Annotated in this window: 15 protein-coding genes; 9 read left to right on the top strand and 6 right to left on the bottom strand. The window is 59.7% G+C overall.

Annotated elements, in window-relative coordinates; all coding sequences use genetic code 11:
- Positions 1 to 12: 12 nt before the first annotated feature.
- Positions 13 to 957: a DMT family transporter gene (locus HU731_RS08190; protein WP_032897827.1), complete on the bottom strand. Its 945-nt coding sequence runs from the start codon at positions 955 to 957 to the stop codon at positions 13 to 15.
- A 109-nt stretch (positions 958 to 1,066) separates the two neighbouring features.
- On the opposite strand from HU731_RS08190, the gene HU731_RS08185 reads away from it, so the two are divergent.
- Positions 1,067 to 2,491: an aminotransferase-like domain-containing protein gene (locus tag HU731_RS08185; protein WP_003193301.1), complete on the top strand. Its 1,425-nt coding sequence runs from the start codon at positions 1,067 to 1,069 to the stop codon at positions 2,489 to 2,491.
- Between the two features lie 104 nt (positions 2,492 to 2,595).
- Here the strand turns inward: HU731_RS08185 and ppsR are convergent, their stop codons facing one another.
- A complete protein-coding gene (gene ppsR, locus HU731_RS08180; protein WP_003193298.1) occupies positions 2,596 to 3,414 on the bottom strand; it encodes a posphoenolpyruvate synthetase regulatory kinase/phosphorylase PpsR in 819 nt (272 codons plus the stop codon).
- Positions 3,415 to 3,592: 178 nt separating this feature from the next.
- On the opposite strand from ppsR, the gene ppsA reads away from it, so the two are divergent.
- From ppsA to HU731_RS08140, 8 genes are all read left to right on the top strand, one after another.
- Positions 3,593 to 5,968, top strand: a complete 2,376-nt coding sequence (gene ppsA, locus HU731_RS08175) for a phosphoenolpyruvate synthase (protein ID WP_032895796.1) — start codon at positions 3,593 to 3,595, stop codon at positions 5,966 to 5,968.
- A gap of 106 nt (positions 5,969 to 6,074) precedes the next feature.
- Positions 6,075 to 7,064, top strand: a complete 990-nt coding sequence (locus HU731_RS08170; RefSeq protein ID WP_069557563.1) for an alpha/beta fold hydrolase — start codon at positions 6,075 to 6,077, stop codon at positions 7,062 to 7,064.
- A gap of 229 nt (positions 7,065 to 7,293) precedes the next feature.
- Positions 7,294 to 7,785, top strand: coding sequence for a ribonuclease E activity regulator RraA (rraA, locus tag HU731_RS08165; protein WP_186606913.1), 492 nt, complete (start codon positions 7,294 to 7,296; stop codon positions 7,783 to 7,785).
- 25 nt (positions 7,786 to 7,810) lie between these two features.
- On the top strand, positions 7,811 to 8,806 hold the full coding sequence (gene cmaX, locus HU731_RS08160) for a divalent cation transporter CmaX (protein WP_186606914.1): 996 nt from the start codon (positions 7,811 to 7,813) through the stop codon (positions 8,804 to 8,806).
- An 86-nt stretch (positions 8,807 to 8,892) separates the two neighbouring features.
- On the top strand, positions 8,893 to 9,138 hold the full coding sequence (locus HU731_RS08155; protein WP_014719486.1) for a hypothetical protein: 246 nt from the start codon (positions 8,893 to 8,895) through the stop codon (positions 9,136 to 9,138).
- Between the two features lie 2 nt (positions 9,139 to 9,140).
- Positions 9,141 to 9,965 (top strand): mechanosensitive ion channel family protein, encoded by an 825-nt coding sequence (locus HU731_RS08150; RefSeq protein WP_003193288.1) that lies wholly within the window; start codon positions 9,141 to 9,143, stop codon positions 9,963 to 9,965.
- A gap of 87 nt (positions 9,966 to 10,052) precedes the next feature.
- Positions 10,053 to 10,643, top strand: coding sequence for an RNA polymerase sigma factor SigX (gene sigX, locus HU731_RS08145; protein ID WP_003193286.1), 591 nt, complete (start codon positions 10,053 to 10,055; stop codon positions 10,641 to 10,643).
- Between the two features lie 107 nt (positions 10,644 to 10,750).
- The gene (locus tag HU731_RS08140) at positions 10,751 to 11,731 is read left to right on the top strand and encodes an OmpA family protein (RefSeq protein WP_186606915.1); all 981 of its coding nucleotides are present in this window, start codon (positions 10,751 to 10,753) and stop codon (positions 11,729 to 11,731) included.
- Positions 11,732 to 11,791: 60 nt separating this feature from the next.
- On the opposite strand, the gene cobA is transcribed toward HU731_RS08140, so the two are convergent.
- Genes cobA through nirB form a run of 4 tightly spaced genes read right to left on the bottom strand, consistent with a single transcriptional unit; the run spans position 11,792 to position 18,021 of the window.
- The gene (gene cobA, locus HU731_RS08135; RefSeq protein ID WP_186606916.1) at positions 11,792 to 12,535 is read right to left on the bottom strand and encodes a uroporphyrinogen-III C-methyltransferase; all 744 of its coding nucleotides are present in this window, start codon (positions 12,533 to 12,535) and stop codon (positions 11,792 to 11,794) included.
- A gap of 10 nt (positions 12,536 to 12,545) precedes the next feature.
- Positions 12,546 to 15,254: a nitrate reductase gene (locus HU731_RS08130; RefSeq protein ID WP_186606917.1), complete on the bottom strand. Its 2,709-nt coding sequence runs from the start codon at positions 15,252 to 15,254 to the stop codon at positions 12,546 to 12,548.
- Positions 15,254 to 15,571 carry a nitrite reductase small subunit NirD gene (gene nirD, locus HU731_RS08125; protein ID WP_014719483.1) on the bottom strand — a complete coding sequence of 106 codons (318 nt, stop codon included), beginning with the start codon at positions 15,569 to 15,571 and terminating at the stop codon, positions 15,254 to 15,256. Before nirD ends, HU731_RS08130 begins: the two co-directional genes overlap by 1 nt.
- Positions 15,568 to 18,021 (bottom strand): nitrite reductase large subunit NirB, encoded by a 2,454-nt coding sequence (nirB, locus tag HU731_RS08120; protein WP_186606918.1) that lies wholly within the window; start codon positions 18,019 to 18,021, stop codon positions 15,568 to 15,570. Before nirB ends, nirD begins: the two co-directional genes overlap by 4 nt.
- Positions 18,022 to 18,062: the final 41 nt, after the last annotated feature.

Genomic DNA, 18,062 nt, shown 5'->3' with positions numbered 1-18,062 from the left:
GTTGGTTGAGGGTCACTTTTTCTTGGCCATGAGTTTTTCGATCGGCAATTTGGTGATCGCAAAGCCGGCCAGCAGGATCGCCGAGTACAGCATCAGGTCTCGGGAGATTTCCACGCCTTCGTACCAGGCACCGATGATGACCGCGAACACCGGGAAGATAATGAAGACGAACGACAGGATGATCGGGCTCAGGCGCTTGAGCAGCATGAAATACACAATGAACCCGCCCACCGAGGCCACCAAACCCAGGTAAAACAGCGCGCTCCAGGAACGCAGGGTGATGGCGTCGAAGGTCGGCGTTTCAAACCACAGGCCGGCCAGGAACAGCATCAGCCCGGCGATGCCGATGGGCAGGGTGTTGTAGGTGATGACGCTGATGGCGCTGCCTTTTTGCTTGGTAATGACATAGCACAAGGCGTGCATGATCGCGGCGCTCAGAATGGCCAGCACCCCGAGGAACTCGGCGTGGTCCAGGTGCAGGCCCTGGCTCTTGATGATCATGTAGAGGCTGCCGAAACCGATGCCGATGCCGACCACCTGGGAGAAATAGATGCGCTCGCGCAGGAACAGCGCGGAGAAGATCAGGATGAACACCGGCATGCAGCTGAACAGCAGGGCGGTGAGGCCCGACGACACATGCATTTCGCCGTAGTTGAGCAAATAGTAGGGAACGCTGAAGTAGGACAGGGTCACAAACACGAAGAACCAGCGGCTTTCCCGGGGAAACAGGATCGGCTCACGGCGCACCATGGCAAAACACAGGAACAGCGGAAACGCGATGAGAAAGCGCAGGCCGGCAGATGTCAGCGGCGGCACGCTCTCGACGGCAATCTTGATGCCCAGCCAGGTGGTGCCCCAACTCAGGCACACGATCAGGAACATCACGCTGGTCACCAGCCCGGCGAGCCACTGTTTTTGCGTTTTTGTTTTTGCAGTGTTTTCGAGAACGGCGGACATTGGCATCGTTTATTGCTTCCCTGAGCCGGAATTGAACTCTATATTGAACTTGTAATGAGTTATGTTTATCGGCGATTGAACCCGTAAAAGCACACTATTAGGGCGAAAGATGGCTGTCAAAACAAATATTGACATGGTGTCAATTATGCGTGAGGGCTTGTCCAACGGGCAGGGCGTGAAGTACAAGCGCCTGTCCGATGTGATGGAACGGGGCATCCTCGAAGGCTTGATTGAACCGGGACGAAAACTGCCGCCCCATCGGGTGCTTTCCGACAATTTAGGCGTGACCATCGGCACCATCAGCCGGGCCTACGGTGAGCTGGAACGCCTGGGCCTGGTGGTTGCACGGGTCGGTGACGGCACCTTCGTGCGCAAGCGTGGGATGGAGCGCCAGCGTGATGAGGGCTTTCGCAATTTCAGCGAGGAGCCGCGCCAGTACTTCGACATGAGCCGCAACATGCACATTCCCGGGCAAGAGACGGTGTTTCTCGCCCAGAGCTTTCAAACCCTGTCGACCAACGCCAAGTTCCTCCAGGACATCAGCGCCTACACCCCGGACGCCGGCCTGCCGCGCTACCGTGAAGCAGGCGCGCAATGGCTGGTGCAGCGCGAGTTTCATCCGATTCCCGAGCAGGTCATCTGCGTCAACGGCGGCCAGCACGGCTTGCTGTGCGCCATGATGGCGTTGCTGCGTGCTGGCGATACGGTGGTTACCGAGCAGTTGACTTACCCCGGGTTGATTACCGCCGCGCGCATGCTGGGGGTGCGGCTGATCGGCCTGGAGATGGACGAGGAAGGTGTGCTGCCCACGGCGCTGGATGAGGTTTGTCGTAATCACCGGATTTCGGCGTTGTATTGCACGCCGACTATCCAGAATCCGACGACCGCCGTGTTGTCGGTTGCGCGCCGCGAAGCCTTGGCCAGGGTGTGTCGCGAACATAACCTGCTGATTCTGGAGGACGAAGCCCACGGTGTACTGGTGGAGGACCGTCCGCCGCCCCTCAGCTATTTCGCGCCTGAACGTACGATCTTGATCAGCAGCCTGAGCAAGGCGGTGTCAGCCGGTTTGCGGGTGGGCTACGTGCATGCGCCGCCGGCGCTGGTCAGCCGCATCTCGGCGGCGATACGTTCGACCTGCTGGATGGCCACGCCTGTGACCCTGGAACTGGCGACCCAGTGGATCGAAAACGGCACGGCAGAATATTTGTTGCGTCAGCAAATCAACGAGATCAGTCGGCGCAAGACGCTGGTCGAAGATTTATTGACCGGCCTGGCCTATCGCACCCACCTCAACAGCCCGCACTTCTGGATCGAAGTCCCCGAGCCCTGGCGGGCCTCGGAAATCGAGGCGGAGCTCAAGCAGAACAATTACCTGATCGCCACCGCCGAGGCGTTTGCCGTGGGGCAGACGGCGGTGCCGCAGTTTATTCGGGCCAGTATCTGCAATACGTCGGGCGATGATCAGTTATTGCGCGAGGGGTTTGATGCGCTGGCGACGGCGTTGGGGCAGGGGGGCGGGCGGTTTCATCTGTGAATCCGCGTTACCGTTCATCGCAGGCAAGCCAGCTCCCACAGGGGAACGCATTCCAACTGTGGGAGCTGGCTTGCCTGCGATAGCGTCAGATCAGGCAATAGAGATCACTTGAAGCGCCGCTCCACACCCTTCTCCACCAAAATCTTCGCCGAAATCTCTTCCACCGAAAAATGCGTGGAATTGATGTGCGCAATATTCTCCCGGCGGAACAGATTTTCTACTTCACGCACTTCAAATTCGCACTGGGCATAGCTGGAGTAGCGGCTGTTGGGCTTGCGCTCGTTACGGATGGCGGTCAGCCGGTCCGGGTCGATGGTCAGGCCGAACAGCTTGTGCGAATGCGCGCGCAGGGCGGCGGGCAGGGTCAGGTGTTCCATGTCATCTTCGGTCAGCGGGTAGTTGGCCGCACGAATACCGAACTGCATCGCCATATACAGGCAGGTCGGAGTCTTGCCGCAACGCGACACACCCACCAGGATCAGATCGGCCTTGTCGTAGTAGTGGGTGCGGGCGCCGTCGTCGTTGTCGAGGGCGAAGTTCACCGCCTCGATACGCTCCATATAGTTGGAGTTATGTCCGATGGAGTGGGACTTTCCGACGGAATAGGACGAATGTTCACTCAACTCCTGTTCCAGCGGCGCCAGGAAGGTAGAGAAAATGTCGATCATGAAACCATTCGACGTTGCGAGAATCTCACGAATGTCTTGATTGACGATGGTGTCGAAAATGATCGGGCGAAAACCGTCTTTTTCAGCCGCCAGATTGATTTGTTGTACCATGGCCCGCGCTTTATCCACGCTGTCTATATAAGGCCGGGTGAATTTGGCGAAGGTAATGTTTTCGAACTGCGCGAGCAGGCTCTGACCCAATGTTTCGGCTGTAATGCCGGTGCCGTCGGAAATAAAGAAAGCAGATCGTTTCATTTGAGCCCTGGGCCTTAAGCTGATGGCGAATCTTGGATATGATAGGCGCGATTTTGCCGTCCCGCAGTGGGCTGCATTCTCACTTATTTTCCAGGTCCAGGCCACAAGCGCTGGCGTTAGCTCCTACTGAGCAACCCGCGTCCTGAGCTTTTCCAACACAGAAAGTGGAGAGATCACCTTGGTAGAGTACGTAGTTTCCCTCGATAAGCTCGGCGTCCATGATGTAGAGCATGTGGGGGGCAAGAACGCATCCCTCGGCGAGATGATCAGTAATCTTGCAGGCGCTGGTGTCTCGGTGCCCGGTGGTTTCGCCACCACGGCCCAGGCTTACCGCGACTTCCTCGAGCTGAGCGGCCTCAACGCCCAGATCCACGCCGCGCTGGACGCCCTGGACGTCGATGACGTCAACGCCCTGGCCAAGACCGGCGCCCAGATCCGCCAGTGGATCATGGAAGCCGAGTTCCCCGAGAAGCTCAACGAAGAAATTCGTACCGCCTTCGCCACCCTGTCTGCGGGCAACCCGGACATGGCCGTTGCCGTGCGCTCCTCGGCCACCGCCGAAGACTTGCCGGACGCCTCCTTTGCCGGCCAGCAGGAAACCTTCCTCAACATTCGCGGCGTCGAAAACGTGATCCGCGCGGCCAAGGAAGTGTTTGCCTCCCTCTTTAACGACCGTGCGATTTCCTACCGCGTACACCAGGGTTTCGACCACAAGCTGGTGGCCCTGTCTGCCGGCGTGCAGCGCATGGTGCGTTCGGAAACCGGCACGGCCGGCGTGATGTTCACCCTGGATACCGAATCCGGTTTCCGTGACGTGGTGTTTATCACCGGCGCCTACGGCCTGGGCGAAACCGTCGTACAAGGCGCGGTCAACCCCGACGAGTTCTACGTACACAAGGGCACCCTCGAAGCGGGCCGCCCGGCCATCCTGCGCCGTAACCTGGGCAGCAAGGCCATCAAGATGATCTACGGCGACGAGGCCAAGGCCGGTCGTTCGGTCAAAACCGTTGACGTCGACAAGGCCGAGCGTGCGCGTTTCTGCCTCACCGACGCTGAAGTCAGCGAGTTGGCCAAACAAGCGATGATCATCGAAAAGCACTACAAGTGCCCGATGGACATCGAGTGGGCCAAGGACGGTGACGACGGCAAGCTGTACATCGTGCAGGCGCGCCCCGAAACCGTGAAGAGCCGCACTTCGGCCAACGTCATGGAACGCTACCTGCTCAAGGAAACCGGCACCGTGCTGGTGGAAGGCCGTGCCATTGGCCAGCGCATCGGCGCAGGCAAGGTGCGGATCATCAAGGACGTGTCCGAGATGGACAAGGTCCAGCCAGGTGACGTACTGGTTTCCGACATGACCGACCCGGACTGGGAACCGGTGATGAAGCGCGCCAGTGCCATCGTCACCAACCGTGGCGGGCGTACCTGCCACGCGGCGATCATCGCCCGTGAACTGGGGATTCCGGCCGTCGTGGGTTGCGGCAACGCCACCCAACTGCTCAAGGATGGCCAGGGCGTGACCGTCTCCTGCGCCGAAGGCGATACCGGCTTTATCTTCGAAGGTGAGCTGGGCTTCGATATCAAGCAAAACTCCATCGACGCCATGCCCGACCTGCCGTTCAAGATCATGATGAACGTCGGCAACCCGGACCGCGCCTTTGATTTCGCGCAGTTGCCGAATGCCGGCGTGGGCCTGGCCCGCCTGGAATTCATCATCAACCGCATGATCGGTGTGCACCCCAAGGCACTGCTGAACTATGACGGTCTGCCGCTGGACATCAAGGAAAGCGTCGACAAGCGCATCGCCGGCTACAACGACCCGGTAGGGTTCTACGTCGAGAAACTGGTCGAAGGCATCAGCACCCTGGCTGCGGCGTTCTACCCGAAAAAGGTCATCGTGCGTCTGTCGGACTTCAAGTCCAATGAATACGCGAACCTGATCGGCGGCAAGCTCTACGAGCCAGAAGAAGAAAACCCGATGCTGGGCTTCCGCGGTGCCTCGCGATACATCAGCGAAGCCTTCCGTGACTGCTTCGAGCTCGAATGCCGTGCGCTCAAGCGCGTGCGCAACGAGATGGGCCTGACCAACGTCGAGATCATGGTGCCGTTCGTGCGCACCCTGGGCGAGGCGAGCCAAGTGGTGGACCTGCTGGCCGAAAACGGCCTGACCCGTGGCGAGAACGGCCTGCGCGTGATCATGATGTGCGAATTGCCGTCCAACGCCATCCTGGCTGAAGAGTTCCTGGAGTTCTTCGACGGTTTCTCCATCGGCTCCAACGACCTGACCCAGTTGACCCTGGGCCTGGACCGCGACTCGGGGATCATCGCTCACCTGTTCGACGAGCGTAACCCGGCGGTCAAGAAGCTATTGGCCAACGCCATCCAGGCCTGCAACAAGGCTGGCAAGTACATCGGCATCTGCGGCCAAGGCCCTTCGGACCACCCTGACCTGGCCAAATGGCTGATGGAGCAGGGGATCGAGAGCGTTTCGTTGAACCCCGATTCCGTGCTGGAAACCTGGTTCTTCCTGGCTGAAGGCCAAGCGTCCGCCTAAGATCGCGTGGTCAAAAGTGCCGGTCACTCGTTGTGGGTGACCGGCATTCTTATCTGTACAGGGCGGGAATCCTTGCGGACGCCGCCCTTTTTTGTGCAAGAGCATTATGCAAAGCAGCAGCAATCTATTTCCTGTCGCCCTGATCAGCGCTGAACGTCGCGGCGATCTGAGTGAAGACGTCTATCGGCTCAAACCCGGTAACAGCCCGGACGGTACCGTCGAGCTGGCGGTGACCCGTTTGGGCCTGGCCGATGTCCCGGAAAACCGGGGCACGCCGATTATTTTATTGCATGGCAGTTTTTCCAATCGGCGCTTCTGGTATTCGCCCAAGGGCATCGGTTTGGGGGCCTACCTGGCGCGTCGCGGATTTGACGTGTGGATCCCGGAAATGCGCGGCCATGGCTTGTCCAAGCGCAATCACGACTACGCCAGAAACCGTGTCGCCGATTACGCACGCTACGATTTGCCGGCCGTGGGGGCGTTTGTGTCTGAGCAAAGCGGGCAGGTTCCGCACTGGCTCGGGCATTCGCTCGGCGCCACCACCTTGGCAGCGGCCTTGGGCGGGCAGCACTTGGATGCCTCTGCGGTGGCATCGGTGGCGTTGTTCGGCTGCCAGGTCAGTCGTAACCATTGGCCTTTGAAAATCCCACCGGTGCAGTGGGGTGGGCGCTTTATTCTCAAGCGCCTTGGCCACCTGTCCGGCCCGCGCTTCAAGCGTGGGCCCGAGGACGAACCGGCCGGCGTGATGATCGAAGCGATGCGTTGGAACGGCCTGTTTGGCCGGTTTGGCGATGCCGAGCATGACTGGTGGAAAGGCTTGGCGCAGGTCGATGTGCCGCTGTTGGCGGTGAGCGCAGCGGGCGACCGGCAAGACCCGGACTGGGCCTGTCGCAAGCTCTTCGAGCAAGTGGGCAGCGAGCATCGCCAGTACCTGTGCCTGGGGCGTCAGCAAGGTTTCAGCGAGGATTTCGGCCATGTGCAGATGCTGGTCAGCAAAGCCGCCCAGGCCCAAGTGTGGCCATTGGTGGAGCGTTGGTTGAACGACCCGCTGACACCCTTATTCGGCACGCAGCCCGAGGTGGCTGCAACGGTTTGACGAAACGCTCTGCCAGGGGCGTTTCACTCTTGAATGGTTGCGGCTAAGATATGACGCGCCAGGCGCTTCTGGTCATATTCAGTCGCGTAACGTGTATTGCGTTGCGCTGATCGGGGTTTGATCATGGCCGCCGCCAACGCGCAGGCACTTAAAGAATGCCTGTCGCGGGGCGTTTTCTTGATGTACACCGTGGATGTTCGACCTCTTCTTTGATGACAGGAGTTTCTCGATGAACCATTACGTGACCCCCGACCTGTGTGACGCCTACCCGGAGCTGGTGCAGGTAGTGGAGCCGATGTTCAGCAACTTCGGTGGCCGAGACTCCTTTGGCGGCGAAATTGTCACCCTCAAATGCTTCGAGGATAACTCCCTGGTCAAGGCGCAAGCCGATCTGCCGGGCGCTGGTAAAGTGCTGGTGGTCGACGGTGGCGGTTCCCTGCGCTGCGCGCTGCTGGGTGACATGATTGCCGAGAAAGCCGCGAAAAACGGTTGGGAAGGGCTGGTGATCTACGGGGGTATCCGTGACGTCGACGTCATCGCCCAGACCGACCTGGGCGTGCAGGCCCTGGCCTCGCACCCGAAAAAAACCGACAAGCGCGGCCTTGGCGACCTGAACGTGGCGGTGACATTCGGCGGCGTGACGTTCCGCCCCGGTGAGTACATTTACGCCGACAACAACGGGGTGATCGTGTCGCCCAGCCCACTGAAAATGCCTGAATAAGCTGCCGTAACCGATTGGGGTGAGGATGTTCGAAGAAGAAAACGCGCAATGGGGGCTGGTGCATGCCCTGGTGCTGGACGGTAAAGGCGGTGCGCGTTCGATTGCCCGGACTGAGCTCGACGATTTGCAGTTGCAGCCCCAGGAAAGCCTGTGGCTGCACTGGGATCGCAGCCATCCTCAAACCCAGACCTGGCTGCGTAAATCCAGCGGCCTGAGCGAGTTCGCCTGTGACCTGCTGCTGGAGGAGAACACTCGTCCACGCCTGTTGCCGCTGCCGGACGCCGAATTGCTGCTGTTTCTGCGCGGGATCAACCTCAACCCCGGCGCCGAGCCCGAAGACATGGTGTCGGTGCGCATCTTCGCCGCTGCCAACCGAGTGATCTCGTTGCGTTTGCGCCCCTTGCGCGCCACCGATGAGTTGCTGGTGCAACTGGCAGACGGCAAAGGCCCCAAGACGGCATCCGAGCTCATCCTTTATATGGCTCAGTACCTGACCAATAAAGTGCAGGATCTGGTCGCTGGCTTGTCTGAAATCGTCGATTCCGAGGAAGAAAATCTCGATGCCGACGAACGGTATACCCCGGAGCACGGCAGCGTTCTGCAGATCCGTCGAAGAGCCGCCGGACTCAAGCGCTTCCTGGCCCCCCAGCGGGATATTTTCGCCCAACTGACACGCATCAAATTGGCGTGGTTCTGCGACGACGATGCCGACTATTGGAATGAATTGCACAACAGCCTGACCCGTTACCTGGAAGAGCTGGAATTGGCCAGAGAGCGCGTGGGGCTTGTGCTTGAGGCCGAAGACCGGCGCTTGAGCCTGCGCATGAACCGTACCATGTACCGCTTCGGGATCATCACCGGGATCTTCTTGCCGATGAGTTTTCTCACCGGTCTGCTCGGTATAAATGTGGGGGGCATCCCGTTCTCCGACAGCCCTTATGGATTCATGATTGCGTGCCTGTTGATGGTGTCTGTGGCACTGGGGCAATGGTGGCTGTTTCGACGATTGCGCTGGGTTTGACCTGAATATGACCTGAACGTAAGAAAGGGCCGATGTGACCCGATGAATTTTACCCTCGTCTTTTAAATCACTTGCGAGAGGTCTCTATGCACGATCCGTTCGAACAGTCTTTGCGTGACATGCTCAATGCTTCGCCATCCAACCGTGATGACGATGCTTGCCTGGGTCGCGTACTGAAAACCGCCAACCGTCAGGTAGGTGCGGGTGACCTGTTCGGTCTGCTCGGGCGTTGGTTGCCGGCATTGATGATGGCCCTGAACAACGGTTCGGCCCATGTGTCACCGGTTTCCCGTCGTAAACCTCTTGCTAGCACTGCTGATAAGGCTGATTGAATATGGAACTTGATCTCTGGACCCAGAGCCTGGTCACCGCGATGACCGCATTGTGGACCAAGGTGGCGAATTTCATTCCCAACCTGTTTGGTGCCCTGGTCCTGGTATTGCTGGGTTTTGTCGTCGCCAAGCTGCTCGATACCCTGCTGTCCAAATTGCTCGCCAAACTGGGCCTCGATCGCCTGATGGCCGGCACCGGCCTGACCAAGTTACTTGGCCGCGCGGGGTTGCAAGTACCGATTTCGACCCTGATCGGCAAGATCGTCTATTGGTTCGTTCTACTTATTTTTCTGGTTTCTGCGGCACAGTCCCTTGGACTTGAGCGAGTTTCAGCTACGCTCGACATGCTGGCACTGTATTTGCCGAAAGTGTTCGGCGGCGCGCTGGTGCTGCTGGTGGGGGTTTTACTCGCGCAACTGGCCAACGGGCTGGTGCGCGGGGCCGCCGAAGGCGTGGGGTTGGACTACGCGGCGGGCCTGGGGCGAATCGCCCAGGGGCTGGTGATCATCATCAGTATTTCTGTCGCGATCAGCCAGTTGGAGGTCAAAACTGACCTGCTCAACCATGTGATTGTGATTGTTTTGATTACCGTTGGTCTGGCAGTTGCGCTGGCCATGGGGTTGGGAAGCCGGGAAATTGCCGGTCAGATTCTTGCGGGAATCTATGTGCGTGAGCTGTATCAAGTTGGGCAACAGGTGCGTGTGGGCGAGGTCGAAGGGCAAATCGAGGAGATCGGCACAGTCAAGACGACCGTGCTGACCGATGACGGGGAACTGGTGTCGCTGTCTAACCGGATTCTCCTGGAGCAGCAGGTCAGTAGCCGCTAATCCGGCAAATCCTGCTAATGTACGCCGCCGCAAACCCGGGTGACCGGGTTGCAGCGGACATTGACCTGACTGTCGGCACGACTTGTTTTGAATAAAGCCCAAACGCTGTCCACGCGCTATGACCCCCGTGAGCTCTCTGATGAGGAGTTGGTCGCGCGCTCGCACACGGAGCTGTTTCACGTAACACGCGCGTACGAAGAATTGATGCGCAGGTATCAACGCACTCTGTTCAACGTTTGTTCAAGGTATTTGGGGAACGATAGAGACGCGGATGATGTCTGTCAGGAAGTGATGCTCAAGGTGCTATACGGCCTGAAGAACTTCGAGGGCAAATCGAAGTTCAAGACCTGGCTGTACAGCATCACGTACAACGAGTGCATCACGCAGTATCGCAAGGAACGGCGAAAGCGTCGCTTGATGGACGCTTTGAGTCTGGACCCCCTTGAGGAGGCGTCTGAAGAGAAGGCGCCGGCACCCGAGGAGAAGGGCGGACTTGATCGCTGGTTGGTGCATGTGAACCCGATTGACCGGGAAATTCTGGTGCTTCGCTTTGTCGCAGAGCTGGAATTTCAGGAAATCGCTGACATCATGCATATGGGCTTGAGTGCTACAAAAATGCGGTACAAACGTGCTCTTGATAAATTACGTGAGAAATTTGCGGGCGAGACTGAAACTTAGTGCGTAGCAAATATCTCTTACGTGTAGGCAAGTTCTGTTAGACTTGTCGCCGAGTTGTCCCCCGGTTTGTGGGACTGCTTTACAATCACCAGATGGGGATTTAACGGATGAAACTGAAAAACACCTTGGGCTTGGCCATTGGTTCTCTTATTGCCGCTACTTCTTTCGGCGTTCTGGCACAAGGCCAAGGCGCAGTTGAAGGCGAGCTGTTCTACAAGAAGCAGTACAACGATAGCGTCAAGCACATCGAAGACGGCTTCAACCCAGGCGCTCGCATTGGTTACTTCCTGACCGACGATCTGTCGTTGAATCTGTCGTACGACAAGACCAACCACACCCGTTCGAACGACGGCACTGGCAACCAGAAGATCAAAGGTGACACTGGCAGCCTCGTTGCTCAGTACCACTTCGGTCAGGCTGGCGTTGATAGCCTGCGTCCATACGTTGAAGGCGGTTTCGGCCACCAGAGCCGTACCAACGTTAAGGTTGACGGCCACAGCGGTCGCGACCAGACCACTTTCGCTACCATCGGTACCGGCGTGAAGTACTACTTCACCAACAACCTGTACGCTCGTGCTGGTGTTGAAGCTGACTACGGTCTGGACAACGGCAAGTGGGACTACTCCGCACTGGTTGGCCTGGGCGTGAACTTCGGCGGTAACGCTGGCGCAGCTGCTCCAGCTCCTACCCCAGCACCAGCTCCAGAGCCAGTTCCAGAGCCAGAAGCTCCGGTTGCTCAGGTTGTTCGTGTTGAGCTGGACGTTAAGTTCGACTTCGACAAGGCCGTTGTTAAGCCTAACAGCTACGGCGACGTTAAAAACCTGGCCGACTTCATGGCTCAGTACCCAGCTACCAACGTAGAAGTTGCTGGTCACACTGACTCCGTAGGTCCAGACGCTTACAACCAGAAGCTGTCCCAGCGTCGTGCTGACGCTGTTAAGCAAGTCCTGGTTAAAGACGGCGTTGCTCCTAGCCGTGTAACTGCTGTTGGTTACGGCGAATCCCGCCCAGTTGCTGACAACGCAACTGAAGCTGGTCGCGCTGTTAACCGTCGCGTAGAAGCGTCGGTTGAAGCTACCGCTCAGTAATTACTGAGTAGTAAAGAAAAGCCCGGCTCAGGCCGGGCTTTTTTTCGCCTGGGATTTGCCTCAGGCGCTAGCTGCAGTGGCGATGCTAGCCATCTGTGCGGCGCCGGCAACCTGGCCAATCACCAGGATGGCCGGGCTTTTCAGTGCAAAGGCTGTTGCGGCTTCATGCATGGCCGCCAGAGAGCTGCGGCATTCGCGTTGTTGGGGCAATGAAGCGTTTTCGATCATCGCCACCGGCATATCCGCAGCCATGCCGCCGTTGAGCAACTGTTCGCGGATTTCTTCAAGCTTGGCCACGCCCATATACACCACCAGCGTGGTGCCACCCTCCGCCAGTGCGCGCCAGTTCAGGCTGCTGTCATCTTGGGTATGCGCGGTGACCAAGGTCACTCCACGGCTCACGCCACGCAAGGTCAACGGGATATCGCATTGGGTCGCTCCCGCCAGCCCTGAGGTGATGCCATTGACCAATTCGACCTCGACTCCGCGCTCGCGCAGCCAGGTTGCCTCCTCGCCACCGCGGCCAAAAATACACGGGTCACCGCCTTTAAGGCGTACCACGCACTTGCCCTGGCGTGCATAACGCAACATCAGTCGGTGAATAAACTCCTGCGGGGTGGAGCGACAGCCCCCACGCTTGCCAACGGTAATCACCCGGGCGCTGGCGCAGTGTTCCAGTACTGCCGGGTTGACCAAGTCATCAATCAGCACAATATCCGCTGCATGCAGAGCCCGGACCGCCTTGAGGGTCAGCAACTCCGGATCACCCGGCCCTGCGCCTACCAGCCATACTTTTGCGCTCATGTTGTTCCCCTTACACACTGATGGCGATTGGCTGCGGGTTGCTGGCCAAAAGACGTTTGATTTCCGGCACGCAGGAGCCGCATTGGGTGCCGCAGCCCAGTGCCTGTTTGAGGCCATCCAGGTCCAGGCCACTGCCGATACCGGCACACACGGCGTTTTCGCTGACGTTCTTGCAGTTGCACACAATCTTGTTGCTGGCCGTGGTACCGCCCGGTGGCGCGCTCAAGGGCGCCAGCAACCAGCGCCGCAGTTGCTCGTCGGCCCGGCCTTCCAGCCACAGGCTTTGCAGCCAGTGACGGGCCAGGGTTTCGCCGGCCAGGCGCAGGGCGGTGATGCGGCCTTTCTCGATTTTCACGCGCTTGCCGATTGAGCGGCGCGGGTCGTCATAGGCCATTACCGGGCCGTCATTGAGGCCGAGCAGGTGGTCGATGCGGGTCAACAGTTGCAGGTCGGGCGCCTCGGTATGCGCGGCGCGCACCAGCAGTGCGGGGCGTTCACGGCCAGCCAGGCTCAGGCTGACGTAGGCAAAGGTTTCACACAGTGGGCGCAAGGCTTCGAAGTGCTGCTGCACATCGCCTTCGATCAGCGCAAACAGCTGCCATGGCAGTTGCACTGCTTCCAGGCGCACGCCGCTGTGCTTGAGCTCCGGCTGCTTGGACAAAGGGTCGAACGCCGGTTGCGTGAGGGTATTGACGCCGCCCTTGAGAAAACGGTCGCCCCAGTGCATGGGCAGGAACGCTTGGCCGGGGCGCACACTGTCATCGCTGCCGACGGCGACGATCACGCTGCCGCGACGGCTTTTCAGGCTGACCAGGTCACCCTCTTTGAAACGGTGACGGCGCAGTTCGTCCGGATGCAGGCTCAACAGCGCCTCATTGACGTGCCCGAACAACTGCGCCGCCGTGCCAGTGCGGCTCATGCCGTGCCATTGGTCACGCAAGCGGCCGGTAATCAGGGTCAGGGGGAATCGCGCATCGCGCTGTTCCTTGGCAGCGCGATAAGGCTCGGCGACAAACTGCGCCCGCCCAGTGTCAGTGGGGAAAATACCGTCGGTGTACAAGCGCGACGTACCCGCCTGCGCACCCTCGGGAAACGGCCACTGCTGCGGGCCGAGCCGGTCGAGCAGGGCATGGCTGATGCCGGTCATATCCAGGTCACGGCCTTGGGTCAGTGGCTTGAATTCATCAAACAGCTGCGCCGCTTGCTCAAAGGCGAACAGGCTCGGCAACCCTGGGCGCAGACGGCGCTCCAGGCGCTGGGCGAAATCCACCGTGATCGCCCAGTCCGCGCGTGCTTCACCCGGTGGGTTGATGGCGCGGCGCACGTGGGAAATACGCCGCTCGGAGTTGGTCACCGTGCCGTCTTTTTCACCCCAACTGGCGGCGGGCAGTAGCAGGTCGGCATAGGCGGCGGTTTCGGTGGTACGAAACGCTTCCTGCAACACCACGAAGGGGCACGCTGCCAAAGCGGCGCGCACCGCGTTCTGGTCGGGCAGGGATTGGGCGGGGTTGGTACAGGCGATCCACAACGCCTTGATCTTGCTAGCCTGCACCTGTTCAAACAGCTCGATGGCGGTAAGGCCGGTAGTCGCCGGCAGTTGCTCCACGCCCCAATAGGCCGCCACCTCAGCGCGGTGTGCAGGGTTGGCCGCGTCGCGGTGGCCCGGCAGCAAGTTGGACAGGCTGCCGGTTTCGCGCCCGCCCATGGCGTTCGGTTGGCCGGTCAGGGAAAACGGCCCGCAGCCCTGCCGGCCAATGGTCCCCGTGGCTAAATGCAGGTTGATCAGCGCACTGTTTTTGGCGCTGCCAGCGGTGGACTGGTTAAGGCCCATGCACCACAGCGACAAAAAGCTGCTGGAGGTGCCGACCCACTGCGCACACAGGCGCAACTGTTCGACGCTGATACCGCACAGCTGCGTGACCATCTGCGGCGTGTAGTCATGCACCAGGCGCTTGAGATCGGCCAGGCCGTCGGTGTGGGCCTGGATAAACGCGCGGTCCACCCAGTCTTCCCACAGCAACAGATGCAAAATCCCGTGGAACAACGCCACATCCGTGCCCGGCAAGATGGCCAAGTGCAGGTCGGCCAAGTCGCAGGTGTCGGTACGCCGAGGGTCAATCACCAGCACTTTCATCTGCGGGCGTTGCGCCTTGGCTTGCTCCAGGCGTCGGAACAATACCGGGTGGGCGTAGGCCATATTACTGCCGACGATCATCACGCAGTCGCTGTTTTCCAGGTCTTCATAACTGCACGGCGGTGCATCGGCGCCCAGGCTGCGCTTGTAGCCGACCACCGCCGAAGACATGCATAGCCTAGAGTTGCTGTCGATATTGTTGGTGCCCACCAACGCCCGCGCCAACTTGTTGAAGCTGTAGTAGTCCTCGGTCAGCAGTTGCCCGGAGATATAGAACGCCACGCTGTCGGGCCCGTGCTCGGCAATGGTATCGGCGAACACGTTGGCCGCGTGGTCCAGGGCGGTGTTCCAGTCGGTGCGAGTGCGTGCTAGTGCTTTGCCCAAGCGCAATTGCGGGTAAAGCGCACGGGCGCTCAAGTCGCCGGTCAGGTGCAGGCTCGCACCTTTGCTGCACAACTTGCCGAAGTTGGCCGGATGGCTGGGGTCGCCTTGCACCCCCAGGATCTGTTCGCCGTCATGCTCGATCAGCACGCCGCAGCCCACCCCGCAATAACAGCAGGTGGACGCGGTGGTCTGGCGGTTCATCAACCCGCGTCCCGCAGGGCCAGCATCACCCGGCCGTTTTCGACCCGGGCCTGGTGATGGTGGGCGCAGCCGATATCCGGGGCCTGGGCTTGGCCAGTCGCCAGGTCGATCTGCCAGTTGTGCAGCGGGCAGGCCACCCGCTTGCCGTAGATCAAGCCTTGGGACAGCGGCCCGCCTTTGTGTGGGCAGCGGTCGTCGAGGGCAAAGACCTCATCGTCACTGGTGCGAAAAATCGCAATGTCACCTTTCGGCCCGCTGATGATGCGCGAGCCCAGGGCATTGATTTCATCGAGGGCGCAGATATCCAGCCAGTTCATAGCGAGACCTCCAGTTGTTTGACGGGGATCACGTCGAATTCCTTTTTCAGCAGCGGCTGTTCCAGGCGTTCTTTCCACGGGTCCTGCTCGAATGACAACGAGAACTGCAGACGCTCATTGAGGGCCTGGCGGCGGGCCGGGTCTTCCAGCACAGCCTTCTTGATATGCTCCATGCCCACCCGCTGCAGGTAGTGCACGGTGCGCTCCAAGTAGAAGGCTTCTTCGCGGTATAGCTGCAGGAATGCGCCGTTGTATTCGCGTACTTCCTCGGCGGTTTTCACCTTGACGAAGAACTCCGCGACTTCGGTCTTGATCCCGCCGTTGCCACCGATGTACATCTCCCAGCCCGAGTCGACACCGATAATGCCTACGTCCTTGATGCCCGCTTCCGAGCAGTTGCGTGGGCACCCGGAGACCGCCAACTTGACCTTGTGGGGCGACCACATATTGAACAGGTCATGCTCCAGCTCGATGCCCAGTTGCGTCGAGTTCTGCGTGCCAAACCGGCAGAACTCGCTGCCCACACAGGTTTTGACGGTGCGGATGGATTTGCCATAGGCATGCCCGGACGGCATATCCAGGTCCTTCCATACCCCTGGCAAGTCCTGTTTCTTGATACCGAGCAAGTCGATGCGCTGGCCGCCGGTGACCTTGACCATCGGCACGTTGTACTTGTCGGCCACATCGGCGATGCGGCGCAGCTCCGAAGGATTGGTCACGCCGCCCCACATCCGTGGCACCACAGAATAGGTGCCGTCTTTTTGAATATTGGCGTGGGCCCGTTCGTTGATCAGCCGCGATTGCGGGTCGTCCTTGGCTTCGCCGGGCCAGGTGGAGATCAGGTAATAGTTGAGGGCCGGGCGGCAGGTGGCGCAGCCATTGGGGGTGCGCCAGTTCAAGTAGCGCATGGTGCTGTCGATGGTCAGCAGGTGCTGCTCGCGAATGGCCTGGCGGATCTGCCCGTGGTTGAGGTCGCTGCAGCCGCAGATGGCTTTTTCACTTTTGGGCTTGACGTCGGCGGCGCCGCCCACGGTGTTGATCAGGATCTGCTCGACCAGGCCAGCACAGGAACCGCAGGAGCTGGCGGCCTTGGTGTGTTTTTTCACCTCATCGACACTGAACAACCCTTGTTCCTGGATCGCCTTGACGATGGTGCCCTTGCATACGCCATTGCAGCCGCAGACTTCGGCGCTGTCGGCCATGCTCATGGCTTTGTCCTGGCCTTGGTGGCCGACATCGCCGAGTGCATTTTCACCGAACATCAGGTGATCGCGGATTTCACCGATGGCGTGGTTCTCACGGATCTGGCGGAAATACCAACCGCCATCGGCGGTATCGCCGTACAGGCAGGCGCCGACCAGAATGTCGTCCTTGATCACCAACTTCTTGTACACGCCGCCAATCGGGTCGGAGAGGGTGATGGTCTCGGTGCCTTCGCCACCCATGAAGTCGCCGGCGGAGAACAGGTCGATGCCGGTGACTTTCAGCTTGGTCGAGGTCACCGAGCCCTTGTAAGTGGCAAACCCCAGTTGGGCCAGGTGGTTGGCGCAGACCTTGGCCTGTTCGAACAAGGGCGCCACCAGGCCATAGGCGATGCCGCGATGGCTGGCGCATTCACCGATGGCATAGATGCGCGGGTCGTAGGTTTGCAGGGTGTCGTTGACCAGGATCCCACGGTTACAGGGAATGCCGGACTTTTCCGCGAGTTCGGTGTTGGGGCGGATGCCGGCAGCCATCACCACCAGGTCGGCGGGGATGATGTCGCCATTTTTGAACTGCACCGAGCCGACGCGGCCATTGCCGGCATCGTGCAGGGCCTGGGTTTGCTCACACAGGCGAAACACCAGGCCGCGGCTTTCCAGTTCGGTTTGCAGTAGCTGGCCGCTGGTCTTGTCCAGTTGCCGCTCCAGCAGCCATTCACCGATGTGCACCACCGTCACGTGCATGCCGCGCAGCATCAGGCCATTGGCCGCTTCCAGGCCGAGCAGGCCACCGCCGATTACCACTGCGTGCGTGTGGGTCTTGGCGGTGTCGATCATCGCCTGGGTGTCGGCGATGTCGCGGTAGCCAATCACGCCCTGCAGGGTATTGCCGGGAATCGGCAGGATAAACGGCGTGGAACCGGTGGCGATCAGCAGGCGATCGTACTCGGCCTCGGTGCCGTCTTCGGCGATGACTTTGCGCTTGACCCGATCGATCTGCACCACCTTGCGGTTGAGCAGCAACTTGACGTTGTTGTTCAGGTACCAATCCAAGTCGTTGAGCACGATCTCTTCGAAGGTTTGCTCACCGGCCAGTACCGGCGACAGCAGGATGCGGTTGTAGTTGGTGTGAGGCTCGGCGCCGAACACGGTGATGTCGTACAGCTCGTTGCTCAGCTTGAGCAGTTCTTCCAGGGTGCGAACCCCGGCCATGCCGTTGCCGATCATCACCAGTTTGAGTTTTTTCATGTCGTTCTCCGCAATGGCTCGACAAATCGTGCGCAAACAAA

Origin of the sequence: Pseudomonas salmasensis (assembly GCF_014268375.2) — a bacterium.
In the GTDB taxonomy this organism is placed as follows: Bacteria; Pseudomonadota; Gammaproteobacteria; order Pseudomonadales; family Pseudomonadaceae; genus Aquipseudomonas; species Aquipseudomonas salmasensis.
Note: the sequence above shows the minus strand (reverse complement) of the source record. Positions and strands in the feature narration are given on the sequence as shown.